We start from the raw sequence: 18,401 nt of genomic DNA, 5'->3' as shown, positions 1-18,401 counted from the left end.
AAGCGGGGCGCATGACTCCGGCGCCGGGCTGTGCTATGCGCCGCGTTTCCTGTGCGGCCGGTGCTGAAATCGGCCGCAAATCGCTTATATTGGCGCCACCATGACCATTTCGCTTGATCTTACCGCCGAAGGCGCACGTGACGCCTTGCGCCGCGCAGCACCGGCCGAGAAGCCGTCGCTGATCGGCCTGACCCGTGCCGAGCTCGGCGAGGCGCTTGTCGGCGCCGGCATCGTGCCGGAGCGCCAAGCCAAGATGCGCGCCCAGCAGCTCTGGCACTGGATGTATGTGCGCGGCGTCTCCGACTTCGCCCATATGTTCAACATCTCCAAGGACCTGCGCGCCGAGCTCGACAAGCATTTCACCGTCGCCCGGCCCGAGATCGTCGAGGAGCAGATCTCTGCCGACGGCACGCGCAAATGGCTGTTCCGCTTTCCGCCGCGCGGCGCCGGCCGTCCGGTCGAGATCGAGACCGTCTATATTCCCGAGGAAGGCCGCGGCACGCTCTGCATTTCCTCGCAGGTCGGCTGCACCCTGACCTGCTCCTTCTGCCACACCGGCACGCAGAAGCTGGTGCGCAACCTCACCGCCGAGGAGATCCTGGCGCAGCTGCTCACCGCGCGCGACCGCCTCGGCGATTTCCCCGACCGCGACACGCCGGACGGCGCCATTGTGCCGGCCGAGGGCCGCAAGGTATCCAACATCGTCATGATGGGCATGGGCGAGCCGCTCTATAATTTCGAGGCGGTGAAGAAGGCGCTGCTGATCGCCTCCGACGGCGACGGGCTGTCGCTGTCGAAGCGGCGGATCACGCTTTCGACCTCCGGCGTGGTGCCGGAAATCTTCCGCACTGGCGAGGAGATCGGCGTGATGTTGGCGATCTCGCTGCACGCCACCAATGACGACCTGCGCGACCTGCTGGTGCCGATCAACAAGAAGTTCCCGCTGAAGGAACTGATCGCCGCCTGCAAGGCTTATCCCGGCCTCTCCAATGCCAAGCGCATCACCTTCGAATATGTGATGCTGAAGGATGTCAACGATTCCCTCGACGACGCCAAGGCGCTGGTCAAGCTGCTCAAAGGCATTCCGGCCAAGATCAACCTGATCCCGTTCAACCCGTGGCCGGGCACCAACTACCAGTGCTCGGACTGGGAAACGATCGAAAAGTTTGCCGACTATATAAACAATGCCGGCTATGCTTCGCCGATCCGCACCCCGCGCGGCCGCGATATCCTCGCCGCCTGCGGCCAGCTGAAGTCGGAGTCGGAGCGCATGCGCAAGGTTGACCGGCTGGCGCTCGAAGCCATGATGATCGCGGGACACGGCGAGGCGTGAGGCGCATCATCGCCTACCTCATTCGCTTCGCCGTCATCCTGATCGGCTATGTCGTCGGCTCGCTGGCGGCGAGCGCCTTCCTCAACATCCTGGTCCTGGCGCATCTGGGCTACACCCCGGCCGATCCGGAGCCGACGGCGACCGCCTCGCTCTATTTCTCGGTGCCTTTCGTGGCGCTGTTCGTCGCCTATTTCGCCTTCATGCCGGCGGCGGTCGTCATTTTGACCGCCGAAGTGCTCGGCCGGCGCGACTGGCTGTTTTACGCGCTGGGCGGCGCCATCATCGCCGTCGTCTTTCTCGGCTTCGTGCATAATGTGGGCGACGCCAATTTCGATGTCACCGAAACCAATGCCCGGCCGGCCGTGATCGGCGCCGGCATGGTCGGCGGCATCTTCTATTGGCTCTCCGCCGGCCGCTGGGCCGGAAGCTGGCGGCGCGAGGCGCTGCTTGATGCCGAGCCGTGAGCCCTACTTCGCCTGCGCGGTCAGGATCTTGAGCGCGAAGGCCGAGAACACGCCGCCGAACAGATAGTCGACAACGCGCGTCACCCGCGGGCTTGCCTTCATCGCCGCCGAAAATTTCTCCGCCGCCAGCACCATCGGCGCCGTCACCGGGATCGACAGCACGATGAACATCACGCCGAGGAAGAACAGCTTTCCGGACGCGTTCGGATCGTGCGCGGAGACGAATTGCGGCAGGAAGGTCATGAAGAACAGGATGATCTTGGGGTTGAGCAGGTTGACCCCGAGCCCGGCCGCCCAGCTGCGGAACAGCGAAACCTGCGGTCCCGTCCTCTTCTCCGGCGAGAAGGCCGAGCCTTTCGTCACCGCTTGAAAAGCCAGGAACACCAGATAGCCGGCGCCAAAAATCTTCAAGACGAAGAAGGCCATCGGCGAGGCGACGATCAGCGCCGAGATGCCGACCACCACCAGCGTGGTGTGGATCAGCGTGCCGCAGAGCGCGCCGGCCATGGAGGCGAAGCCGGTGGCGCGGCCCTGGCTCAGCGTGCGCGACACGAACAGCGTCATGTCCGGCCCAGGCGTGATCGCCAGGATGACGGTGGCGATGGCGAACTGGATGAGCGTCGAAGTGTCGGGAATGAAGGACATGGAAGGCCCGGTGTCGTGATGGTTTGCGAGTTTATAACGCGGCTGCCCCAGTCGCGCCAGCCGCGGCGATGGGGTTCTCCTGCTCACCTTCGTCTCTTGCGCCGCCCGGAAAGGCCGTGATACCTCGCCCGCGAAGCTATTTTCCCGCGGAACCGCCAAAAATGTCCAAGACCAAGAACGTCAAGAAAGTCGTGCTCGCCTATTCCGGCGGCCTCGACACCTCCATCATCCTGAAATGGCTGCAGACCGAGCTCGGCGCCGAAGTCGTCACCTTCACCGCCGATCTCGGCCAGGGTGGTGAGCTCGAGCCGGCGCGCCGCAAGGCCGAGATGATGGGCATCAAGGACATCCGCATCGTCGACGTGCGCGAGGAATTCGTCGCCGACTTCGTCTTCCCGATGTTCCGCGCCAACGCCGTCTATGAAGGCACCTACCTGCTCGGCACCTCGATCGCCCGGCCGCTGATCTCCAAGCATCTGGTCGAGATCGCCAAGGAAACCGGCGCCGACGCCATTGCCCATGGCGCCACCGGCAAGGGCAACGACCAGGTCCGCTTCGAGCTTTCGGCCTATGCTCTGAACCCCGACATCAAGGTCATCGCGCCGTGGCGCGACTGGTCGTTCAAGTCGCGCACCGACCTTCTCAACTTCGCCGAGCAGCATCAAATCCCGGTGCCGAAGGACAAGCGCGGCGACGCGCCCTTCTCGGTCGACGCCAACCTCCTGCACTCCTCCTCCGAAGGCAAGGTGCTGGAGGATCCCTGGAGCGAGCCGCCGGAATTCGTCCATCAGCGCACCGTCTCGCCGATGGATGCGCCCGATGTCGTCACCGAGATCGAGATCGAGTTCCTCAAGGGCGATCCTATCGCGCTCAACGGCAAGAAGCTGTCGCCGGCCACCATGCTGGCGGCGCTCAACGACCTCGGCCGCGACAACGGCATCGGCCGCCTCGACCTGGTCGAGAACCGCTTCGTCGGCATGAAGTCGCGCGGCGTCTACGAGACGCCCGGCGGCACCATCCTGATCGCCGCCCACCGCGCGATCGAATCGATCACGCTCGACCGCGGCGCCGCGCACCTCAAGGACGAGTTCATGCCGCGCTACGCCGAGCTCATCTATAACGGCTTCTGGTTCTCGCCCGAGCGCGTGATGCTGCAGGCGATGATCGACAAGAGCCAGGAAGACGTCGAAGGCACGGTGCGGCTGAAGCTTTACAAGGGCAATGTCATCGTCACCGGCCGCAAGTCGAAGAAGACGCTCTACTCGGATGCGCTGGTCACCTTCGAGGACGACCGCGGCGCCTACGACCAGAAGGACGCCGAGGGCTTCATCCGGTTGAACGGATTGCGGCTCCGGACACTGGCGGCAAGGAACCGTCGCTGAAATTGCGGATCTCCCCTACGGGTGAGATGTCCTGTGGGGCAGAGGAGCGTGTTGTCCCGTCAATCTGTCCTTCGTCATTCTAGGGCGGAGCAAGGAGCGAAGCGACGCGCGCAGACCCTAGAATCCATGCCGTGACGGTCGAGAGCCGCCACGGTGAAGAACGTTCACCAGCCAATTCCACGAAACAGTTCGAACCATTCCGGATTGCTCTTCTCGATCGGTTCATTCTTCCATCGCTGTGGCCAGCGCTTCAATGACGTCTCACGCTGGATCGCGTCGGCGATGTCGAAATACTCCTCGTACCAGACCAAACGCTGCACACCGTAACGGCTGGCGAAGCTGGAACCTTGGCCGGACTTATGCTCAGGCATCCGGCGAGCAAGGTCGTTGGTGACACCGATATAGATCGTGCCCCCTTTCTGGCTAGCAGTCATGTAGACATAGCCGGTCATCTGGCGATCCTAGCTGGCGCAGCCATCGGCGCCTATTCTGGACCGCAGCATTCTACGGCCAATGCCATGGCATGGATTCTAGGGTCTGCGCGCGTCGCTCCGCTCCTTGCTCCGCCCTAGAATGACGAAGCACAGGTCGCTCCGCGAGGTCCCAAGGCGCCCCGAGGGAAGTGATCCCCACTTTCCCGGCTTTCGCCAATCTCCACAAACAAAAAAGCCCGGCGCTTGACCGAGCTTTTCCGTGGAATGACGACCTCAATCAGTCCGCGTCAATCGCTTCGGCGATGCGGGCGATGGCTTGCTGGTAGACGCTTGCCGAGTTCCAGCCCGCGATCGCGCCCATATTGGCCTCGTAGCTCGCGCCGGCCTGCCAGCCATGCGCCTTGAGATAGTTGGCGGTGGAAGCCAGCGCCGTGTTGCGGTCGCGCAGGTTGCCGCTGCCGACGCCATATTTCAGCACGTTTCCGGGCAGGAACTGGGTGTGGCCGATCTCGCCATGCATGGCGCCGACCGAGGAGGCGCTCAGCGCGCCGCGATCGACCAGCTTCAGCGCCGCGATGGCGTGCGGGGTGAAATAGTCCGGGCGGCGGCAGTCATAGGCGAGCGTCAGGATGGCCGACACCGTGTTCTGGTTGCCCATCGAGGCGCCGAAGCCGGTTTCCATGCCCCAGATGGCGAGCAGCACGCCCGGCGGCACGCCATAGGTCCGCTCGATATCGGCGAACATCGCCGCGTTGGCCTTCTTCAGCGCGCGGCCTCTCGAGATGATCGCGGACGCCCCGCGGCGTTTCATGAAAGCCTCCACCGAGCCGCTGAAAGCCTTGTGGATGGCGCGATCGGCCGAAATCGTCCTTGTCGCGTAGGTCGCCCCCTCCAGCGCCGAAAGCCCCCTTTGGCCGACGCCGTTGGCCTTGGCCTCGGCGGCAAAGTCCTGCTTCCAGGCCTCGAATCCGGCGCCGTTCTTGCCGCAGCTGGCCGCGGCTTCGGCGCCTGTCGCCAGCCCCAGCATCGCCACCACCGCCGCGGCGGCCGCGAAAATTCTTCTTTTGGCAAAAAATGCCATGTCCTTCTCCTGGTTGCCTTGAATCACGTCCCGGCTGCGAATTTGCCAGCGAAACGCCCGGTTGTCACCGTCCTCGCGGGGGGACGTGACACCCGACGCTGGCGAAAGAAGGGCAATAGCCTGCGATCGGCCATCAGGTGTGGCGGGCCTGCCTCATGAAAGACGTTGATGTCGTGATCATTGGCGCCGGTCCGGCGGGACGTGCCACGGCTAAAGAGCTCACGCCCTTTTGACCGGAAACCCGAGAGATCATGGAACAATTCGTGAGCGGCCGAAAGGCGCTTTAGCCGGAACGCATAAGCTTTGGTTTCGTTTCCGACCGCGAGGGAGCGTGGAAAAACGGAGTGAAACCATGAAACGCGTACTGTTTCCGGCGCTTGCCGGCGCGCTGTTCGCCATGTCGGGCGCGGCCTTGGCCGACACTGCCGTCTCGGCGGTGGCCGATCTCAATGTGCGCGCCGGCCCCGGCCCGCAATATCCCGTGATTGGCGTGCTGGCCGCCGGCCAGTCGGCAACGCTCACCGGCTGCATCGAGAACAGCAAATGGTGCACGATCGCCGAAGCGGGCGGCAATGGCTGGGTCTATTCCGACTATGTGACGGGCGATTTCGGCGGCAGCCGCGTCGTGCTGACACGCCGGCCGGCCAATGCCGGCATCGCCGTCGTGTCGCCGCCGACCGATAACATCTATACCACGGACAGCTACACCGGCGCCATCGTTCCCGGCGACGACGCCATCGAGTCGATCGGCAGACCGCCGGCCGAGGTCGGCACCTATGTCACTACGCATCGGGTCGATCCGGTCTATCTCGAGGGCGAGGTGGTGACCGGAGCCACGCTGCCCGACACGGTCGAGCTGCGCGAGATTCCCGATTACCGGTATCGCTATGTCTATGTGAACAACCAGCCGGCGCTGGTCGACCCCGGCACGCGGCGCATCGTCTATGTGATGCGCTGATCGGGCTTGATCGTCGCCAGAAAAGCGGCCGCCGGCGATGGCGGCCGTTTCTTTTCCGTGCTGACGGCTCAGCCGGCTTGCCTGCGTTCAATGCACACGTTTGGGATTGGCCGAAGCGTCCGAACTTCGTCATCCATGGGCGGAGCGGAAGCGAAGCGGACGCGTAGACCCGAGGATCCATTCCGTGACCTTGATCGAAGGGCGCAGCGGAGCAGAATTCTGCACCGTTGCAACGCCTTGGCCTTACGGAATGGATTCTCGGGTCTGCGCCGCGTCGCTTCGCTCCTTGCTCCGCCCGTGGATGACGACGAGATGGGCGTTCCAGCTAATCTCCTACCGTCGTGATCGCGCGTTAGTGTTCCGTGGTACGAATTTGATGTTCGTGCCCTCAACGCGATCCAGTCAGTCCCGGCTAAAGCAAGGTAATCGCGCGGTAACCACCGACCTCCTACACAATACAGCCGAAAGCTTCGGCAGGGGAGCCGCGTGACGATCGAAAATGCCGCCTTCGAGCGCTATCGCCGCTCGCCGAACGAAAAGACCACTTTGCTGCGGCTGTTCTTCGGCACGGCAATCGTCATTGCCTTCTGGATGGCGGCGACGGCCGTCGTGCTGTTTGCCGGCACCTATGTCTACATCGTCTGGCGCCTGCCCGGCCCCTCGACCGGGCAGTACATGCAGGACTTCCTGGCATCGCCCGTCGGCATCCTCAGCGCGCTGAGCTCCTTTGCCGGCATCTGGATCGGCCTGTGGGTGGCGATGCGATTGGTGCACGGCGAGCCGCTGTCGGCTCTCTTTGGCGTTACCCGCCGCATCGCTGGCGGCGATTTTTTCAAGGGCCTGGTCGCGGTGCTGATCACCTCGCTGTTCTCCGAGGTGCTGCTCTATTGGCTGCAGCCGGAGATCGCGCGCGGACCGATCACCCTGTCGTCCTGGCTGCTTTTCCTGGCGCCGATCGCGCTGCTCGCCTTCCTGCAGACCTCGTCGGAGGAAATGCTGTTTCGCGGCTATCTGCTGCGCGCCCTCGCTCGTCGCTTCAGGAGTCCTCTGGTCTGGGCGGTGCTGCCGGGCCTGCTGTTCACGTCGCTGCACTGGAATACGGCCTCGACGCTGGCCATCAATGCCAGTGTCTTCATCTCGATCGGCACATTCGCCCTGCTGCTCACACTCCTGGTCTATGTCACCGGCAATCTCGGCGCCGGCTTCGGCGCCCATCTCGGCAACAACCTGACCGGCTTCCTGCTGATCTCGCACCAGGAGGCCTACAATTCCTTCGCGCTGCTCAATGCCAAGCCTCTCGAAGGCCCCGGCTGGACCAATCTGGACGCCGTTCTCATCGCCGCGATCGGCGTCGTCAGCACGCTTCTGACGATGCTGCTGCTTTTGCACCGGCGCTCGCCGCTGCGAGTCGGGGCGACCCGGCAAAGCTTGGGCTAAGCTGCCGTCAATCGCGGCGTTTGGGCCCAGATTCCTGCATAGTTTCTTGCACATGTCGTTGCCGCAAAACCGCTGCGCACTTTAGCGCGACATGCATTAGCCTTGACTCCGCGGCCGATTTCCTGTCTAGAGCCGCTGAATTCCGCGACGAGTTTTCTTTCGCGAAAGCCGACTAGGACGCCGAAGCCTCTTTGAGGCGGGTGCTGTAAAGAGATCCTGGAGGCCAACACCCGGCAGCGCGATGCGCCCCCGGGTGCTTTTTGGCTTTGCGCTTTTGCTTGGCGACCCGGCGCGAACGCACTACCTCTCGGTCGAACCCCACCGAGATCAAGGACCGCAGATGTTTGAATCCCTCCAGGAGCGTCTTGGCTCCATCCTGAACGGCCTGACCGGCCGCGGCGCGCTCTCCGAGGCGGATGTCTCGGCGGCTTTGCGCGAGGTGCGCCGTGCGCTGCTCGAGGCCGACGTCGCGCTGGAAGTGGTTCGCTCCTTCACCGACAAGGTGCGCGAGAAGGCGGTCGGCGCCGCCGTGCTGAAGTCGATCAAGCCCGGACAGATGGTCGTCAAGATCGTCCATGACGAGCTGGTCGAGATGCTCGGCGCCGAGGGCGTAGCCGTCGACCTCAACGCGCCGGCGCCCGTGGTCGTCATGATGGTCGGCCTGCAGGGTTCCGGCAAGACGACGACCTCGGCCAAGATCGCCAAGCGGCTGTCCGAGCGGCAGAACAAGAAGGTTCTGATGGCCTCGCTCGACACGCGGCGTCCCGCCGCGCAGGAGCAGCTGCGCCAGCTCGGCGAGCAGACCAAGGTCGCGACGCTGCCGATCATCGCCGGCCAGAGCCCGGTCGATATCGCCAAGCGCGCTGTGCAGGCCGCCCGGCTCGGCGGCCATGACGTCGTCATCCTCGACACCGCCGGCCGCACCCATATCGACGAGCCGCTGATGGTCGAGATGGCCGACATCAAGAAGGTGTCGAGCCCGCACGAGATCCTGCTGGTCGCCGACTCGCTGACCGGCCAGGACGCCGTCAATCTGGCGAAAAGCTTCGACGAGCGCGTCGGCATCACCGGCCTGGTGCTGACCCGCATGGACGGCGACGGCCGCGGCGGCGCGGCGCTGTCGATGCGCGCCGTCACCGGCAAGCCGATCAAGCTCATCGGCACCGGCGAAAAGATGGACGGGCTGGAGGAATTCCACCCCAAGCGCATCGCCGACCGCATCCTCGGCATGGGCGACATTGTCTCGCTCGTCGAGAAGGCCGCCGAAACCATCGACGCCGAGCAGGCGGCGGCGATGGCGAAAAAGATGCAGTCGGGCAAGTTCGACCTGAACGATCTCGCCCAGCAGCTTCAGCAGATGTCGAAGATGGGCGGCATGGGCGGCATCATGGGCATGATGCCCGGCATGGGCAAGATGAAGGACCAGCTGGCCGCCGCCGGCCTCGACGACAAGATGTTCGGCCGCCAGCTCGCCATCATCTCCTCGATGACCAAGGCCGAGCGCGCCAACCCCGATATCCTCAAGCACTCGCGCAAGAAGCGCATCGCCGCCGGCTCCGGCACCGACGCGGCCGAGATCAACAAGCTCTTGAAGATGCATCGCGGCATGGCCGATATGATGAAAGCGATGGGCGGCAAGGGCAAAGGCGGCGGCCTCATGCGCGGCATGATGGGCGGCCTCGCCTCGAAAATGGGCCTGGGCGGCGTGATGCCCGGCGGCGGCATGCCCGATCTTTCCAAGATGGATCCCAAGCAGCTCGAAGCCCTGCAGAAGCAGGCGCAGGCCGCCGGCCTCGGCAAGGGCCTCCCCGGCAGGCTTCCCGGTGGCGGCGGGCTGCCGGGCCTGCCCGGCGGTATGAAGCTTCCGGGTCTCCCCGGCCTGGGCAGCGGCGGGCTGCCCGGTTTGGGCAAGAAGAAGTGAAGGGGCGATGAACGAGGAGAAAGACATGGCCGATGCACGCGCCATCCTGGCCGGCTACCGCGCTTCGATCGACAATATCGACGCCGCCCTCATCCATATGCTGGCCGAACGCTTCCGCTGCACCAAGGCGGTCGGCGTTCTGAAGGCCGAGCATGGCCTGCCGCCCGCCGACCCCGCGCGCGAGCAGCAGCAGATCGCCCGTCTTCGCCAGCTGGCGAAGGATGCGCATCTCGACCCGGATTTCGCGGAGAAATTCCTCAACTTCGTCGTCCGCGAAGTGATCCGGCACCACGAACAGATCGCCGCTGCCAACGGCGTGACGAAAACCGGCTGAACCCAGCCGAAAACTCATCAACGAAATCAGAGCTTTTAGGAGACAAAGAAATGGCACTGAAGATCAGACTGGCCCGTGCGGGCTCGAAGAAGCGTCCTTACTACCACGTCGTCGTCGCCGACGCCCGTTCGCCGCGCGACGGCCGTTTCATCGAGTCGCTCGGCTCGTGGAACCCGCTGCTGCCGAAGGACGGCGAGCGCGTCAAGGTCGACGCCGACCGCGTCAAGCACTGGCTGTCGCATGGCGCCCAGCCGACCGACCGCGTGCTGCGCTTCCTCGACGAGGCCGGTATTGCCAAGCGCGAGGCCCGCTCGAACCCGAACAAGGCTCTGCCCGGCAAGAAGGCACAGGAACGCGCTGCCTTGCTGAAGAAGGCCCAGGAAGACGCCGCTGCGGCAGCTGCCGCGGCGAGCGCCGCACCGGCCGAGGCTGAGGCGGCCAGCGCCGAGTAATCACGGTTCTTCGTCGCTTATGAAAACGGCGGGTATCGGCCCGCCGTTTTTCTTTGTTCGATTTCGGTCCGATTCCTCAATAGCCGGACGGGCAGCGCGCCACATAGACACGCCCGTAACGGTCGCGATAGCGGCACTGGCCGGCTTCGCTGGCATGGCCGATCAGCGCGCCGGCCACTGCGCCGACCGCGCCGCCCACGACCGCGCCCTGCACAGGGTCGCCCGCCACTGCGGCACCGACCGCCGCACCGCCCAGGCCACCGATCGCAGCACCCTTTTCCGTTTGCGAGCAGGCGCCAAGGGCCACCGTCAGCACCAGGATGGTAATTGCTTTCTTCATTGCTGTTCCTCTCTCAAGCGCCGTCCTCGCCGCCATGCCCTAAACTCACAAACAGCTAAATTGATCCCGGCAATGATGAAGATTGGCCGGCTAGGCCCCGGCCGGATTTGCAGCACTGAACGCCAACTCGTTGAAACTTCATGGTTTTCAGCGCTCCGTAAGGCGCTTCAGATTGCCGAGCCCGGCCTCGAAATCCTTGCCGATCAGCGTGTCGAAATTCATGAACAGGCCCATCAGCTTGGCGATGAAGGGCCTTGCCCCGCGCATTGCCCAGGTGACGGTCGTGCCCTCGCCGGACGGCGAAAGCGTGAAGTCGACACTGTTGTTGGCCCTGAACGGCTTTTCGAAGTCGAGCTTGAGCGACACCAGCAATGACGGCACCGAATTCGTGATCTCCATGCGGCCCTTGCCGGCCTTGGAGTTGCCTTCCCAGGCATAGGCCGCGCCCTTGCCGCTTTCGGCGCCGGACAGCGTGCGCCTCATGCCGGGGTCGAGTTTTTCGAAGGGCGACCATTCGGGCCAGCGCCGGAAATCGTTGATCAGCGGGAAGATCGTCTCGGCCGGCGCCTTGATGCTGGCCGAACGCGTGACGACGAAATCGTTCGGCCGGGTCGCGGCATAGATCAGCACCGCGGCGACGATGACGACCAGGATGATGAGGATGGTGGCAAACATTTCTTTTGCTCCTCTATCGCGAGAACGGGATCAGCGCGCGCACCCTTTGGTCGCGCAGATAGAGCCCGCCCCACAGGATGATGCCGAGATAGACGCCGAACAAGGTGTGCGAGAAAAGCGGGTTGCCGATCCGCACATGGGTCGAAATCGCGCCGCCCATATAGGCGGTGAGCAGGACGGCGCCGAGCATCGAGGTGCGCGGCAAGGCGTAGAGCGCGGTCGAGATCAGCCCGATGACCCCGATCAGGCGCGCGGCATTGGCGTCGGCCGGCCAGCCGAGGTCGGCCATCGTCCGGGTGACAACATCCAGCGGCGGCAGCTTGATGACGCCGTCGAAAATCATGAACAGGATGACGGCGGCGCTAAGCACGCGCCCGGTCCACAAGGCGCCGTTCGAGACAGGCGCGGCTTCGGAAATGCTCACGGATGTTCCCTCCTGTTGATTCAAGGGCTGGTTTTTCTGCCAGCTTCGAACCAAGGACGGAGAAACGCGCGGCGATCCTACGGGTCGGGTGCGCTTTTTTCAAAAGCGTGGTTCAGTGCGTGGAACGGAAGGTGGCACGATGACCGGCGAGACCGACCTGGGCAGGCTGTTGGCTTCGATGACGCCGCAACTGCTCGCCGGAACCTACGTCTTCGCTACGCTGGCGCCGGACGCGGCCATACCGGATGGGCTCGATCCCGTCATGCAATTCCGCGAGCACGAAGGTTTGACCCTGATCGTCGCGGAAGACGCAGCGAAAGCAGCCGGCCTTGCCGGCACGTTCCGCAGCCGGATGATCACGCTCGACATCCACTCCTCGCTGGAAGCCGTCGGCTTCCTCGCCGCCATCACCACGCGGCTCGCGGCGGCAGGCATGGGGGTCAATCCGGTGTCGGCCTTCTATCACGACCATCTGTTCGTGCCGGCGGAGCGGGCGGAGGAAGCGCTGGCGATATTGCGCGGCCTGGCGGCCGAAAATGGGCCTGAGCTCAGCGCCTGAGGACATAAAGAATATCCGGCAAGCCTTCCTCATTGGCCGAGCCGTCGCCGAGGGCCTCGGCGCGAAAACCGTGGCGTTCGTAGAAGCGGCGCGCGCCGGTATTGGCCTGGAAGCAATGAAGCTTGACCACAGGTATGCCGGCGGTGGCTTGAGCAAGCAGCCGGCTGCCGATGCCTTGTCCAGTCCAGGCCGGATCAAGATAGAGCTGCTCGACCCATTCGCCCTTGGCGGCGATGAAGCCGACGATGCATTCGGCGGTCTCGGCGACCGTCACTTGCTGCTTGGGCAGCAGGATATCGCGGATGAAGAACAGGTCCTCCTCCGGCGTGTGCAACACCGGCATCCAGTCGAATGCATCGAGCGACGCGCGCATCAGCTGCGCGATGGCGGGGGCGTCGGAAGCGAAGGCCGGACGCAGGAGGATATCTGAGGGCTCTGGACCGATCATGAGGGCCTAGCGCGGTTCCCCCTTCTCCCCTTGTGGGAGAAGGTGGATCGGCGCGACAGCGCCGAGACGGATGAGGGGTGTTCCAGCGGAGTGAGACGTCAGCGTTCCCTGGAACACCCCTCATCCGTCGCCTTCGGCGACACCTTCTCCCACAAGGGGAGAAGGAAGAACCGCCACGGCCGAAGGCCGAGCCCGCGACTGCGGGCCGCCGGTCGTCCGGCGCGCCCGCGCAGGGCCAGCCGCGGCAGCGGCGATACGGCCCGTGAGCGAAAACAAACGCCCGAAGGCCGAGCCTGCGACCGCAGGCCGCCGGTCGTCCGGCGCGCCCGCGCAGGGCCAGCCGCGGCAGCGGCGGTGCGGCCCGTGAGCGAAAACAAACTGCCGTCAGGCCGCCTTCTTCTTTGGCTGGATCAGGCCGCGCTCGACCAGGAGCTCCGCGATCTGGACGGCGTTCAACGCCGCACCCTTGCGCAGATTGTCGGAGACCACCCACATCGACAGGCCGTTGTCGACGGTCGAATCCTCGCGGATGCGCGAGACGAAGGTGGCGTCCTCGCCGGCCGATTCCAGCGGCGTGATATAGCCGCCGTTCTCGCGCTTATCCAGCACCTGGCATCCGGGCGCCTCGCGCAGGATCTCGCGCGCCTCATCCGCCGTGATCGGCTTCTCGAACTCGATGTTGACCGCTTCCGAATGGCCGATGAACACCGGCACGCGCACGCAGGTCGCCGTCAGCTTGATCTTGGGGTCGAGCATCTTCTTGGTCTCGGCCACCATCTTCCACTCTTCCTTGGTGAAGCCGTCGTCGAGGAAGACGTCGATATGCGGGATGACGTTGAAGGCGATGCGCTTGGTGAACTTCTTGACGTCGACCTGGTCGGCGACGAACACGGCGCGGGTCTGTGTGAACAGCTCGTCCATGCCTTCCTTGCCGGCGCCCGACACCGACTGGTAGGTGGCGACGACGACGCGCTTGATGGTGGCGACGTCATGCAGCGGCTTCAGCGCCACGACCAGCTGCGCCGTAGAGCAGTTCGGATTGGCGATGATGTTCTTGCGCGTGAACAGCGAAATCGCGTCCGGGTTCACTTCCGGCACGATCAGCGGCACGTCCTGATCGTAGCGGAAGGCCGACGAATTATCGATGACGACGCAGCCCTGCTTGCCGATCTTCGGCGACCATTCCTTCGACACGTTGCCGCCCGCCGACATCACGCAGATGTCGGTGTCGGAAAAATCGTATTGATCAAGCGCCTTGACCTTCAGCGTGCGGTCGCCGAAGGACACTTCGGTGCCCTGGCTGCGCCGCGACGCCAGCGCCACCACCTCGCTCACCGGGAAGCCGCGCTCGTCCAGAATGTTGAGCATTTCGCGGCCCACATTGCCCGTGGCGCCGACTACCGCAACCTTGAAACTCATCTGGTATCTCCTGTCCCTCTCCGCTTGGTTATTGGAGAAAACCCGCCGGCCTCATGCGGGTTTCGCCCCCCGGGCCGTACCCGGGAGAGGGTGGTTAGGCCAAGGGAATCACACCGTTTTGGTGGTGGTTTTGGCCGTAGTTTTGCTGGAACGGACGGACGCGTCTAAGCCCCCAGCCCAATGCGTTACATTGTGGCTGGGGGAGTCGAATGCAAGAAGAGCCATCGAAAGGCCGCGCATCGGAAAACCATCCCGTTCGACGCGGGCTTTTACGCAGTTTGGCAGAAGAGTCAATTGGCGTAGCGCCTCTCCTTCTCCCCTTGTGGGAGAAGGTGGATCGGCGCGTAGCGCCGAGACGGATGAGGGGTGTTCCAGCAGAGTGAGGCGTTGGCTTTCCCTGGAACACCCTTCATCCGGCCGCTTCGCGGCCACCTTCTCCCACAAGGGGAGAAGGGAAAGGCGGTGCCGTCTGCTCTGTACAACGGCGGCTGTAGCAAGTACGAACGGCCCAAATTTCGTTTGGCTGACGCAGTGCCGGCCTTGTGCTCCAATGGCGAGCGCAGAACCCCGAATTCCGAAAGAAGAAAATGTCCAGTTTCGAAACGATTGTTCCTGCGCTGGCTCAGGCGCTGGAAAAGCGCGGTTATTCGGCGCTGACGCCGGTGCAGAAGGCGGTGCTTGGGCCTGAGCTCGGCGAGGCCGACGCGCTGGTGTCGGCGCAGACCGGCTCCGGCAAGACCGTCGCCTTCGGTCTTGCCGTGGCGCCGACCCTGCTCAGTGGCGCCGAGCGCTTCGGCGACGCCGGAGCGCCGTTGGGCCTGGTCGTGGCGCCGACGCGCGAGCTGGCGCTGCAGGTGCGGCGCGAGCTGGAATGGCTTTACGAGCTGACCGGCGCTGAGATCGCCTCCTGCGTCGGCGGCATGGACATGCGCACCGAGCGGCGCGCGCTGGAGCGCGGCGCTCACATCATCGTCGGCACGCCGGGCCGGCTGCGCGACCACATCACGCGCGGCGCGCTCGACATGTCGGCGCTGAAAGCGGTGGTGCTCGACGAGGCCGACGAGATGCTCGATCTCGGCTTCCGCGAGGACCTGGAATTCATCCTCGACGCCGCGCCCGCCGGGCGCCGCACGCTGATGTTTTCCGCCACCGTGCCGCGCTCCATCGCCACGCTGGCGAAGAGTTACCAGCGCGACGCCGTGCGCATCTCGGCCGGCGGCGGGGAAAAGCAGCATCTCGATATCGAGTACCGGGCGCTTTCGGTCGCGCCCGCCGATCGCGAGAACGCCATCATCAACGTGCTGCGCTATTACGAGGCGGGCAATGCGATGGTGTTCTGCAACACCCGCGCCGCCGTCAACCATCTCACAGCGCGTTTCAACAACCGCAATTTTGCGGTGGTGGCGCTCTCCGGCGAGCTCAGCCAGAACGAGCGCAGCCACGCCCTGCAGGCAATGCGCGACGGCCGCGCCAAGGTCTGCATCGCCACGGACGTCGCCGCGCGCGGCATCGACCTGCCCAATCTCGATCTCGTCATCCACGCCGACCTGCCGAGCAATCCGGAGACGCTGCTGCATCGCAGCGGCCGCACCGGACGCGCCGGCCGTAAGGGCGTCAGCGCGCTGATCGTGCCGGGCAATGCGCGCCGGCGCACCGAGCGGCTGCTCGCCAATGCCGGCCTGACCGCGGCCTGGGCGAGCCCTCCCTCAGCCGACGAGGTGCTGCGGCGCGACGACGAGCGCATCCTGGCCGATCCTTCCTTCGGCGAGCCGGTGAAGGACGAGGAGCGCGACTTCGCCGCGGCGCTCCTGGAACGGCACGGCGCCGAACTGGTGGCCGCCGCCTTCGTGCGGCTTTGCCGGGCAAGCAGGTCGGCGCCCGAGGACCTGATCGATGTCGCGCCCTTCGCGCCGTCAAAGGAGAAGTTCGCGCGCCGGGAAGAGACATCCGGCCGCGGGGAAGAAACATCGGGCCGCCGCGACGATTTCGGCGACAGCGTCTGGTTCTCGCTCTCGGTCGGCCGCCGGCAGAATGCCGAGCCGCGCTGGCTGATCCCGATGCTGTGCCGCACCGCCGGCATGTCCAAGCGCGAGATCGGCGCCATCAAGATGCAGCCGGAGGAAACCTTCGTGCAGATCGTCGCAGACTGGGCCGACCGGTTCGTCGCCGCGATCGGCCCCGACCGCAAGCTGCAAGGCAGCATCGCGGTCAGGCGGATCGACGGCACGCCGGACCTGTCGCGCGCCGGCTACCAGCCACAGAGGCCGGAGAAAAAGCCGCACCGCGGCAAGCGGTCTTTCGACCAGGGCGCGCCCGGATTCGAGAAGCGGGCGCCGGGCGAACGACAGCGTGCTGCGGCGCTGGACACCTGGGCGAAGAAACCCGGCAAGGCGAAATTCGACAAGCCAAAGTTCGATGGGCCGAAATCCGACCAGCCGGCAAAGCGCAAGAAGCCGAAGAAGCGACCAGCCTAGGGTCGCGACGAAAGTTAGAAGCCGACCCGCAGCGAGCGCCGGCGTTCTCTTTCGGTGGCAAATCGCAACCTTCGAGATTGGCCGAGCGTCCGAACTTCGTCATCCACGGGCGGAGCGGGAGCGAAGCGGACGCGCAGACCCGAGGATCCATGCCGTGACCTCGCGCGAAGAATAGGGACGACGCAGAACAGGGAGCCGTTCTGAACCGCTGCGACGCTCACAGGTCACGGAATGGATTCTATGGTCTGCGCTGCGTCGCTTCGCTCCTTGCTCCGCCATAGAATGACGAACGCGTGGGGTGCGCAATGTCGACCCTAGCCCAGCGAATGTCGACGGTCATACGATCATCCCAGGAACTTGGCGATGATGGCGTCGCCCATCTCGGTGGTGCCGACTTCCTTCATGCCCGGGGAAAGAATGTCCTTGGTGCGCAGGCCGTCGTCCAGCACGGCGGCGATGGCCGCTTCCAGTCTGTCGGCCTCGGCCACCATGCCGAAGGAATAGCGCAGGCACATGGCGAAGGAGGCGATCATGGCGATCGGGTTTGCGATGCCCTTGCCGGCGATGTCGGGCGCCGAGCCGTGCACCGGCTCGTAGAGCGCCTTGCGCTTCTTGGTCTTGGCATCCGGCGCGCCGAGCGAGGCCGACGGCAACATGCCGATCGAGCCGGTGAGCATGGCGGCGATGTCGGAGAGCATGTCGCCGAACAGATTGTCGGTGACGATGACGTCGAACTGTTTTGGCCAGCGCACCAGCTGCATGCCGCCGGCATCGGCCAGCATATGGTCGAGCTTGACGTCGGAATAGCGCGCCTTGTGGGTCTGCGAGACTACCTCGTTCCACAAGACGCCCGACTTCATGACGTTGCGCTTTTCCATCGAGGTGACGTGGTTCCGACGCGTCCGCGCGAGCTCGAAGGCGACGCCCGAGATGCGCTCGATCTCGAACGTGTCGTAGACCTGGGTGTCGATGCCGCGCTTCTGGCCGTTGCCGAGATCGATGATCTGCTTTGGCTCGCCGAAATAGACGCCGCCGGTGAGCTCGCGCACGATCAAGATGTCGAGGCCCTCGACCACCTCCTGCTTGAGCGAGGAGGAAGCGGCCAGGGCCGGATAGCATATCGCGGGCCTGAGATTGGCGAACAGCTCCATGTCCTTGCGCAGGCGCAAGAGCCCAGCCTCGGGGCGCACCTCGTAAGGCACGGCATCCCATTTAGGCCCGCCCACGGCGCCGAACAGCACGGCATCCGCCGCCATCGCCTTCGCCATGTCGGCGTCGGAGATCGCCGCGCCATGCGCGTCGTAGGCGCAGCCGCCGACCAGGCCCTCATCGGTGGCGAAACCGCTGCCGAGCTTGTCGTTCATGGCCTTGATCAGCTTCTTCACCTCGGCCATCGCCTCGGGGCCGATACCGTCGCCGGCGAGCAGGAAGAGATTTTTCGAAGCCATGGAGAACCGTCCCAATAGTATTTGGAGAAACCGCGGCCTTGCTAAACGCCAAGCGGGCCGGGCGCAAGAGGATGTCTCGAAGCTCGGTTCCTCGCCCCCGCCGGAGGTGGGGGAGAGGTGTCCGCGAAGCGGACGGAGAGGGGGCCGTCGTAGGGCGCGCCCCTCTCCGTCTC

The 18,401-nt window shown here is 64.7% G+C and carries 19 protein-coding genes; 10 read left to right on the top strand and 9 right to left on the bottom strand.

Annotated features, from left to right (window positions below):
- The first annotated feature begins 100 nt into the window (after positions 1–100).
- Positions 101–1,333: a 23S rRNA (adenine(2503)-C(2))-methyltransferase RlmN gene (gene rlmN, locus LB525_RS27815; RefSeq protein WP_224532681.1), complete on the top strand. Its 1,233-nt coding sequence runs from the start codon at positions 101–103 to the stop codon at positions 1,331–1,333.
- Entirely contained in the window at positions 1,330–1,797 is a 468-nt protein-coding gene (locus LB525_RS27810; protein WP_224549604.1) for a hypothetical protein, read from the top strand. Before rlmN ends, LB525_RS27810 begins: the two co-directional genes overlap by 4 nt.
- Before the next feature lie 3 nt (positions 1,798–1,800).
- On the opposite strand, the gene LB525_RS27805 is transcribed toward LB525_RS27810, so the two are convergent.
- Positions 1,801–2,442: a LysE family translocator gene (locus LB525_RS27805; RefSeq protein ID WP_224532687.1), complete on the bottom strand. Its 642-nt coding sequence runs from the start codon at positions 2,440–2,442 to the stop codon at positions 1,801–1,803.
- A 161-nt stretch (positions 2,443–2,603) separates the two neighbouring features.
- Here LB525_RS27805 and LB525_RS27800 point away from each other — a divergent pair, with 161 nt between their 5' ends.
- Complete coding sequence (locus LB525_RS27800; protein ID WP_140845979.1) at positions 2,604–3,824, top strand: argininosuccinate synthase; 1,221 nt, start codon at positions 2,604–2,606, stop codon at positions 3,822–3,824.
- A 164-nt stretch (positions 3,825–3,988) separates the two neighbouring features.
- Here LB525_RS27800 and LB525_RS27795 read toward each other — a convergent pair whose 3' ends face one another.
- Both LB525_RS27795 and LB525_RS27790 read right to left on the bottom strand, forming a co-directional pair.
- Positions 3,989–4,276 carry a GIY-YIG nuclease family protein gene (locus LB525_RS27795; RefSeq protein ID WP_224549602.1) on the bottom strand — a complete coding sequence of 96 codons (288 nt, stop codon included), beginning with the start codon at positions 4,274–4,276 and terminating at the stop codon, positions 3,989–3,991.
- A 259-nt stretch (positions 4,277–4,535) separates the two neighbouring features.
- Positions 4,536–5,339: a lytic transglycosylase domain-containing protein gene (locus LB525_RS27790; RefSeq protein ID WP_224549599.1), complete on the bottom strand. Its 804-nt coding sequence runs from the start codon at positions 5,337–5,339 to the stop codon at positions 4,536–4,538.
- 352 nt (positions 5,340–5,691) lie between these two features.
- Between LB525_RS27790 and LB525_RS27785 the strand changes: the two genes are divergently transcribed.
- The 5 genes from LB525_RS27785 (at position 5,692) to rpsP (ending at position 10,441) form a co-directional block, all read left to right on the top strand.
- Entirely contained in the window at positions 5,692–6,297 is a 606-nt protein-coding gene (locus LB525_RS27785; protein WP_224532669.1) for a DUF1236 domain-containing protein, read from the top strand.
- 486 nt (positions 6,298–6,783) lie between these two features.
- Positions 6,784–7,734 (top strand): CPBP family intramembrane glutamic endopeptidase, encoded by a 951-nt coding sequence (locus LB525_RS27780; RefSeq protein WP_224549597.1) that lies wholly within the window; start codon positions 6,784–6,786, stop codon positions 7,732–7,734.
- 340 nt (positions 7,735–8,074) lie between these two features.
- Positions 8,075–9,655: a signal recognition particle protein gene (gene ffh, locus LB525_RS27775; protein ID WP_224549595.1), complete on the top strand. Its 1,581-nt coding sequence runs from the start codon at positions 8,075–8,077 to the stop codon at positions 9,653–9,655.
- Positions 9,656–9,662: 7 nt separating this feature from the next.
- Entirely contained in the window at positions 9,663–9,989 is a 327-nt protein-coding gene (locus tag LB525_RS27770) for a chorismate mutase (protein WP_095770012.1), read from the top strand.
- A 50-nt stretch (positions 9,990–10,039) separates the two neighbouring features.
- Positions 10,040–10,441 carry a 30S ribosomal protein S16 gene (gene rpsP, locus LB525_RS27765; RefSeq protein WP_140845973.1) on the top strand — a complete coding sequence of 134 codons (402 nt, stop codon included), beginning with the start codon at positions 10,040–10,042 and terminating at the stop codon, positions 10,439–10,441.
- 76 nt (positions 10,442–10,517) lie between these two features.
- Here the strand turns inward: rpsP and LB525_RS27760 are convergent, their stop codons facing one another.
- From LB525_RS27760 to LB525_RS27750, 3 genes are all read right to left on the bottom strand, one after another.
- Entirely contained in the window at positions 10,518–10,781 is a 264-nt protein-coding gene (locus tag LB525_RS27760) for a YMGG-like glycine zipper-containing protein (RefSeq protein WP_095770014.1), read from the bottom strand.
- 147 nt (positions 10,782–10,928) lie between these two features.
- On the bottom strand, positions 10,929–11,456 hold the full coding sequence (locus LB525_RS27755) for an SRPBCC family protein (protein WP_224549592.1): 528 nt from the start codon (positions 11,454–11,456) through the stop codon (positions 10,929–10,931).
- Positions 11,457–11,469: 13 nt separating this feature from the next.
- Positions 11,470–11,880: a DoxX family protein gene (locus LB525_RS27750; RefSeq protein ID WP_224549590.1), complete on the bottom strand. Its 411-nt coding sequence runs from the start codon at positions 11,878–11,880 to the stop codon at positions 11,470–11,472.
- Between the two features lie 139 nt (positions 11,881–12,019).
- Here LB525_RS27750 and LB525_RS27745 point away from each other — a divergent pair, with 139 nt between their 5' ends.
- Positions 12,020–12,439, top strand: a complete 420-nt coding sequence (locus LB525_RS27745) for an ACT domain-containing protein (RefSeq protein WP_224549588.1) — start codon at positions 12,020–12,022, stop codon at positions 12,437–12,439.
- Here the strand turns inward: LB525_RS27745 and LB525_RS27740 are convergent.
- Both LB525_RS27740 and LB525_RS27735 read right to left on the bottom strand, forming a co-directional pair.
- Positions 12,429–12,887 (bottom strand): GNAT family N-acetyltransferase, encoded by a 459-nt coding sequence (locus tag LB525_RS27740; protein ID WP_224549586.1) that lies wholly within the window; start codon positions 12,885–12,887, stop codon positions 12,429–12,431. The two genes, LB525_RS27745 and LB525_RS27740, sit on opposite strands and share 11 nt — an antisense overlap.
- 384 nt (positions 12,888–13,271) lie before the next feature.
- Positions 13,272–14,306, bottom strand: coding sequence for an aspartate-semialdehyde dehydrogenase (locus tag LB525_RS27735; protein ID WP_140845968.1), 1,035 nt, complete (start codon positions 14,304–14,306; stop codon positions 13,272–13,274).
- 587 nt (positions 14,307–14,893) lie between these two features.
- Here LB525_RS27735 and LB525_RS27730 point away from each other — a divergent pair.
- A complete protein-coding gene (locus LB525_RS27730) occupies positions 14,894–16,780 on the top strand; it encodes a DEAD/DEAH box helicase (RefSeq protein ID WP_224549584.1) in 1,887 nt (628 codons plus the stop codon).
- Between the two features lie 344 nt (positions 16,781–17,124).
- On the opposite strand, the gene leuB is transcribed toward LB525_RS27730, so the two are convergent.
- Positions 17,125–18,228 carry a 3-isopropylmalate dehydrogenase gene (leuB, locus tag LB525_RS27725; protein ID WP_224549583.1) on the bottom strand — a complete coding sequence of 368 codons (1,104 nt, stop codon included), beginning with the start codon at positions 18,226–18,228 and terminating at the stop codon, positions 17,125–17,127.
- Between the last annotated feature and the right edge of the window lie 173 nt (positions 18,229–18,401).

The organism is Mesorhizobium sp. CA16, assembly GCF_020165175.1.
Classification (GTDB): Bacteria; Pseudomonadota; Alphaproteobacteria; order Rhizobiales; family Rhizobiaceae; genus Mesorhizobium.
Note: the sequence above shows the minus strand (reverse complement) of the source record. Positions and strands in the feature narration are given on the sequence as shown.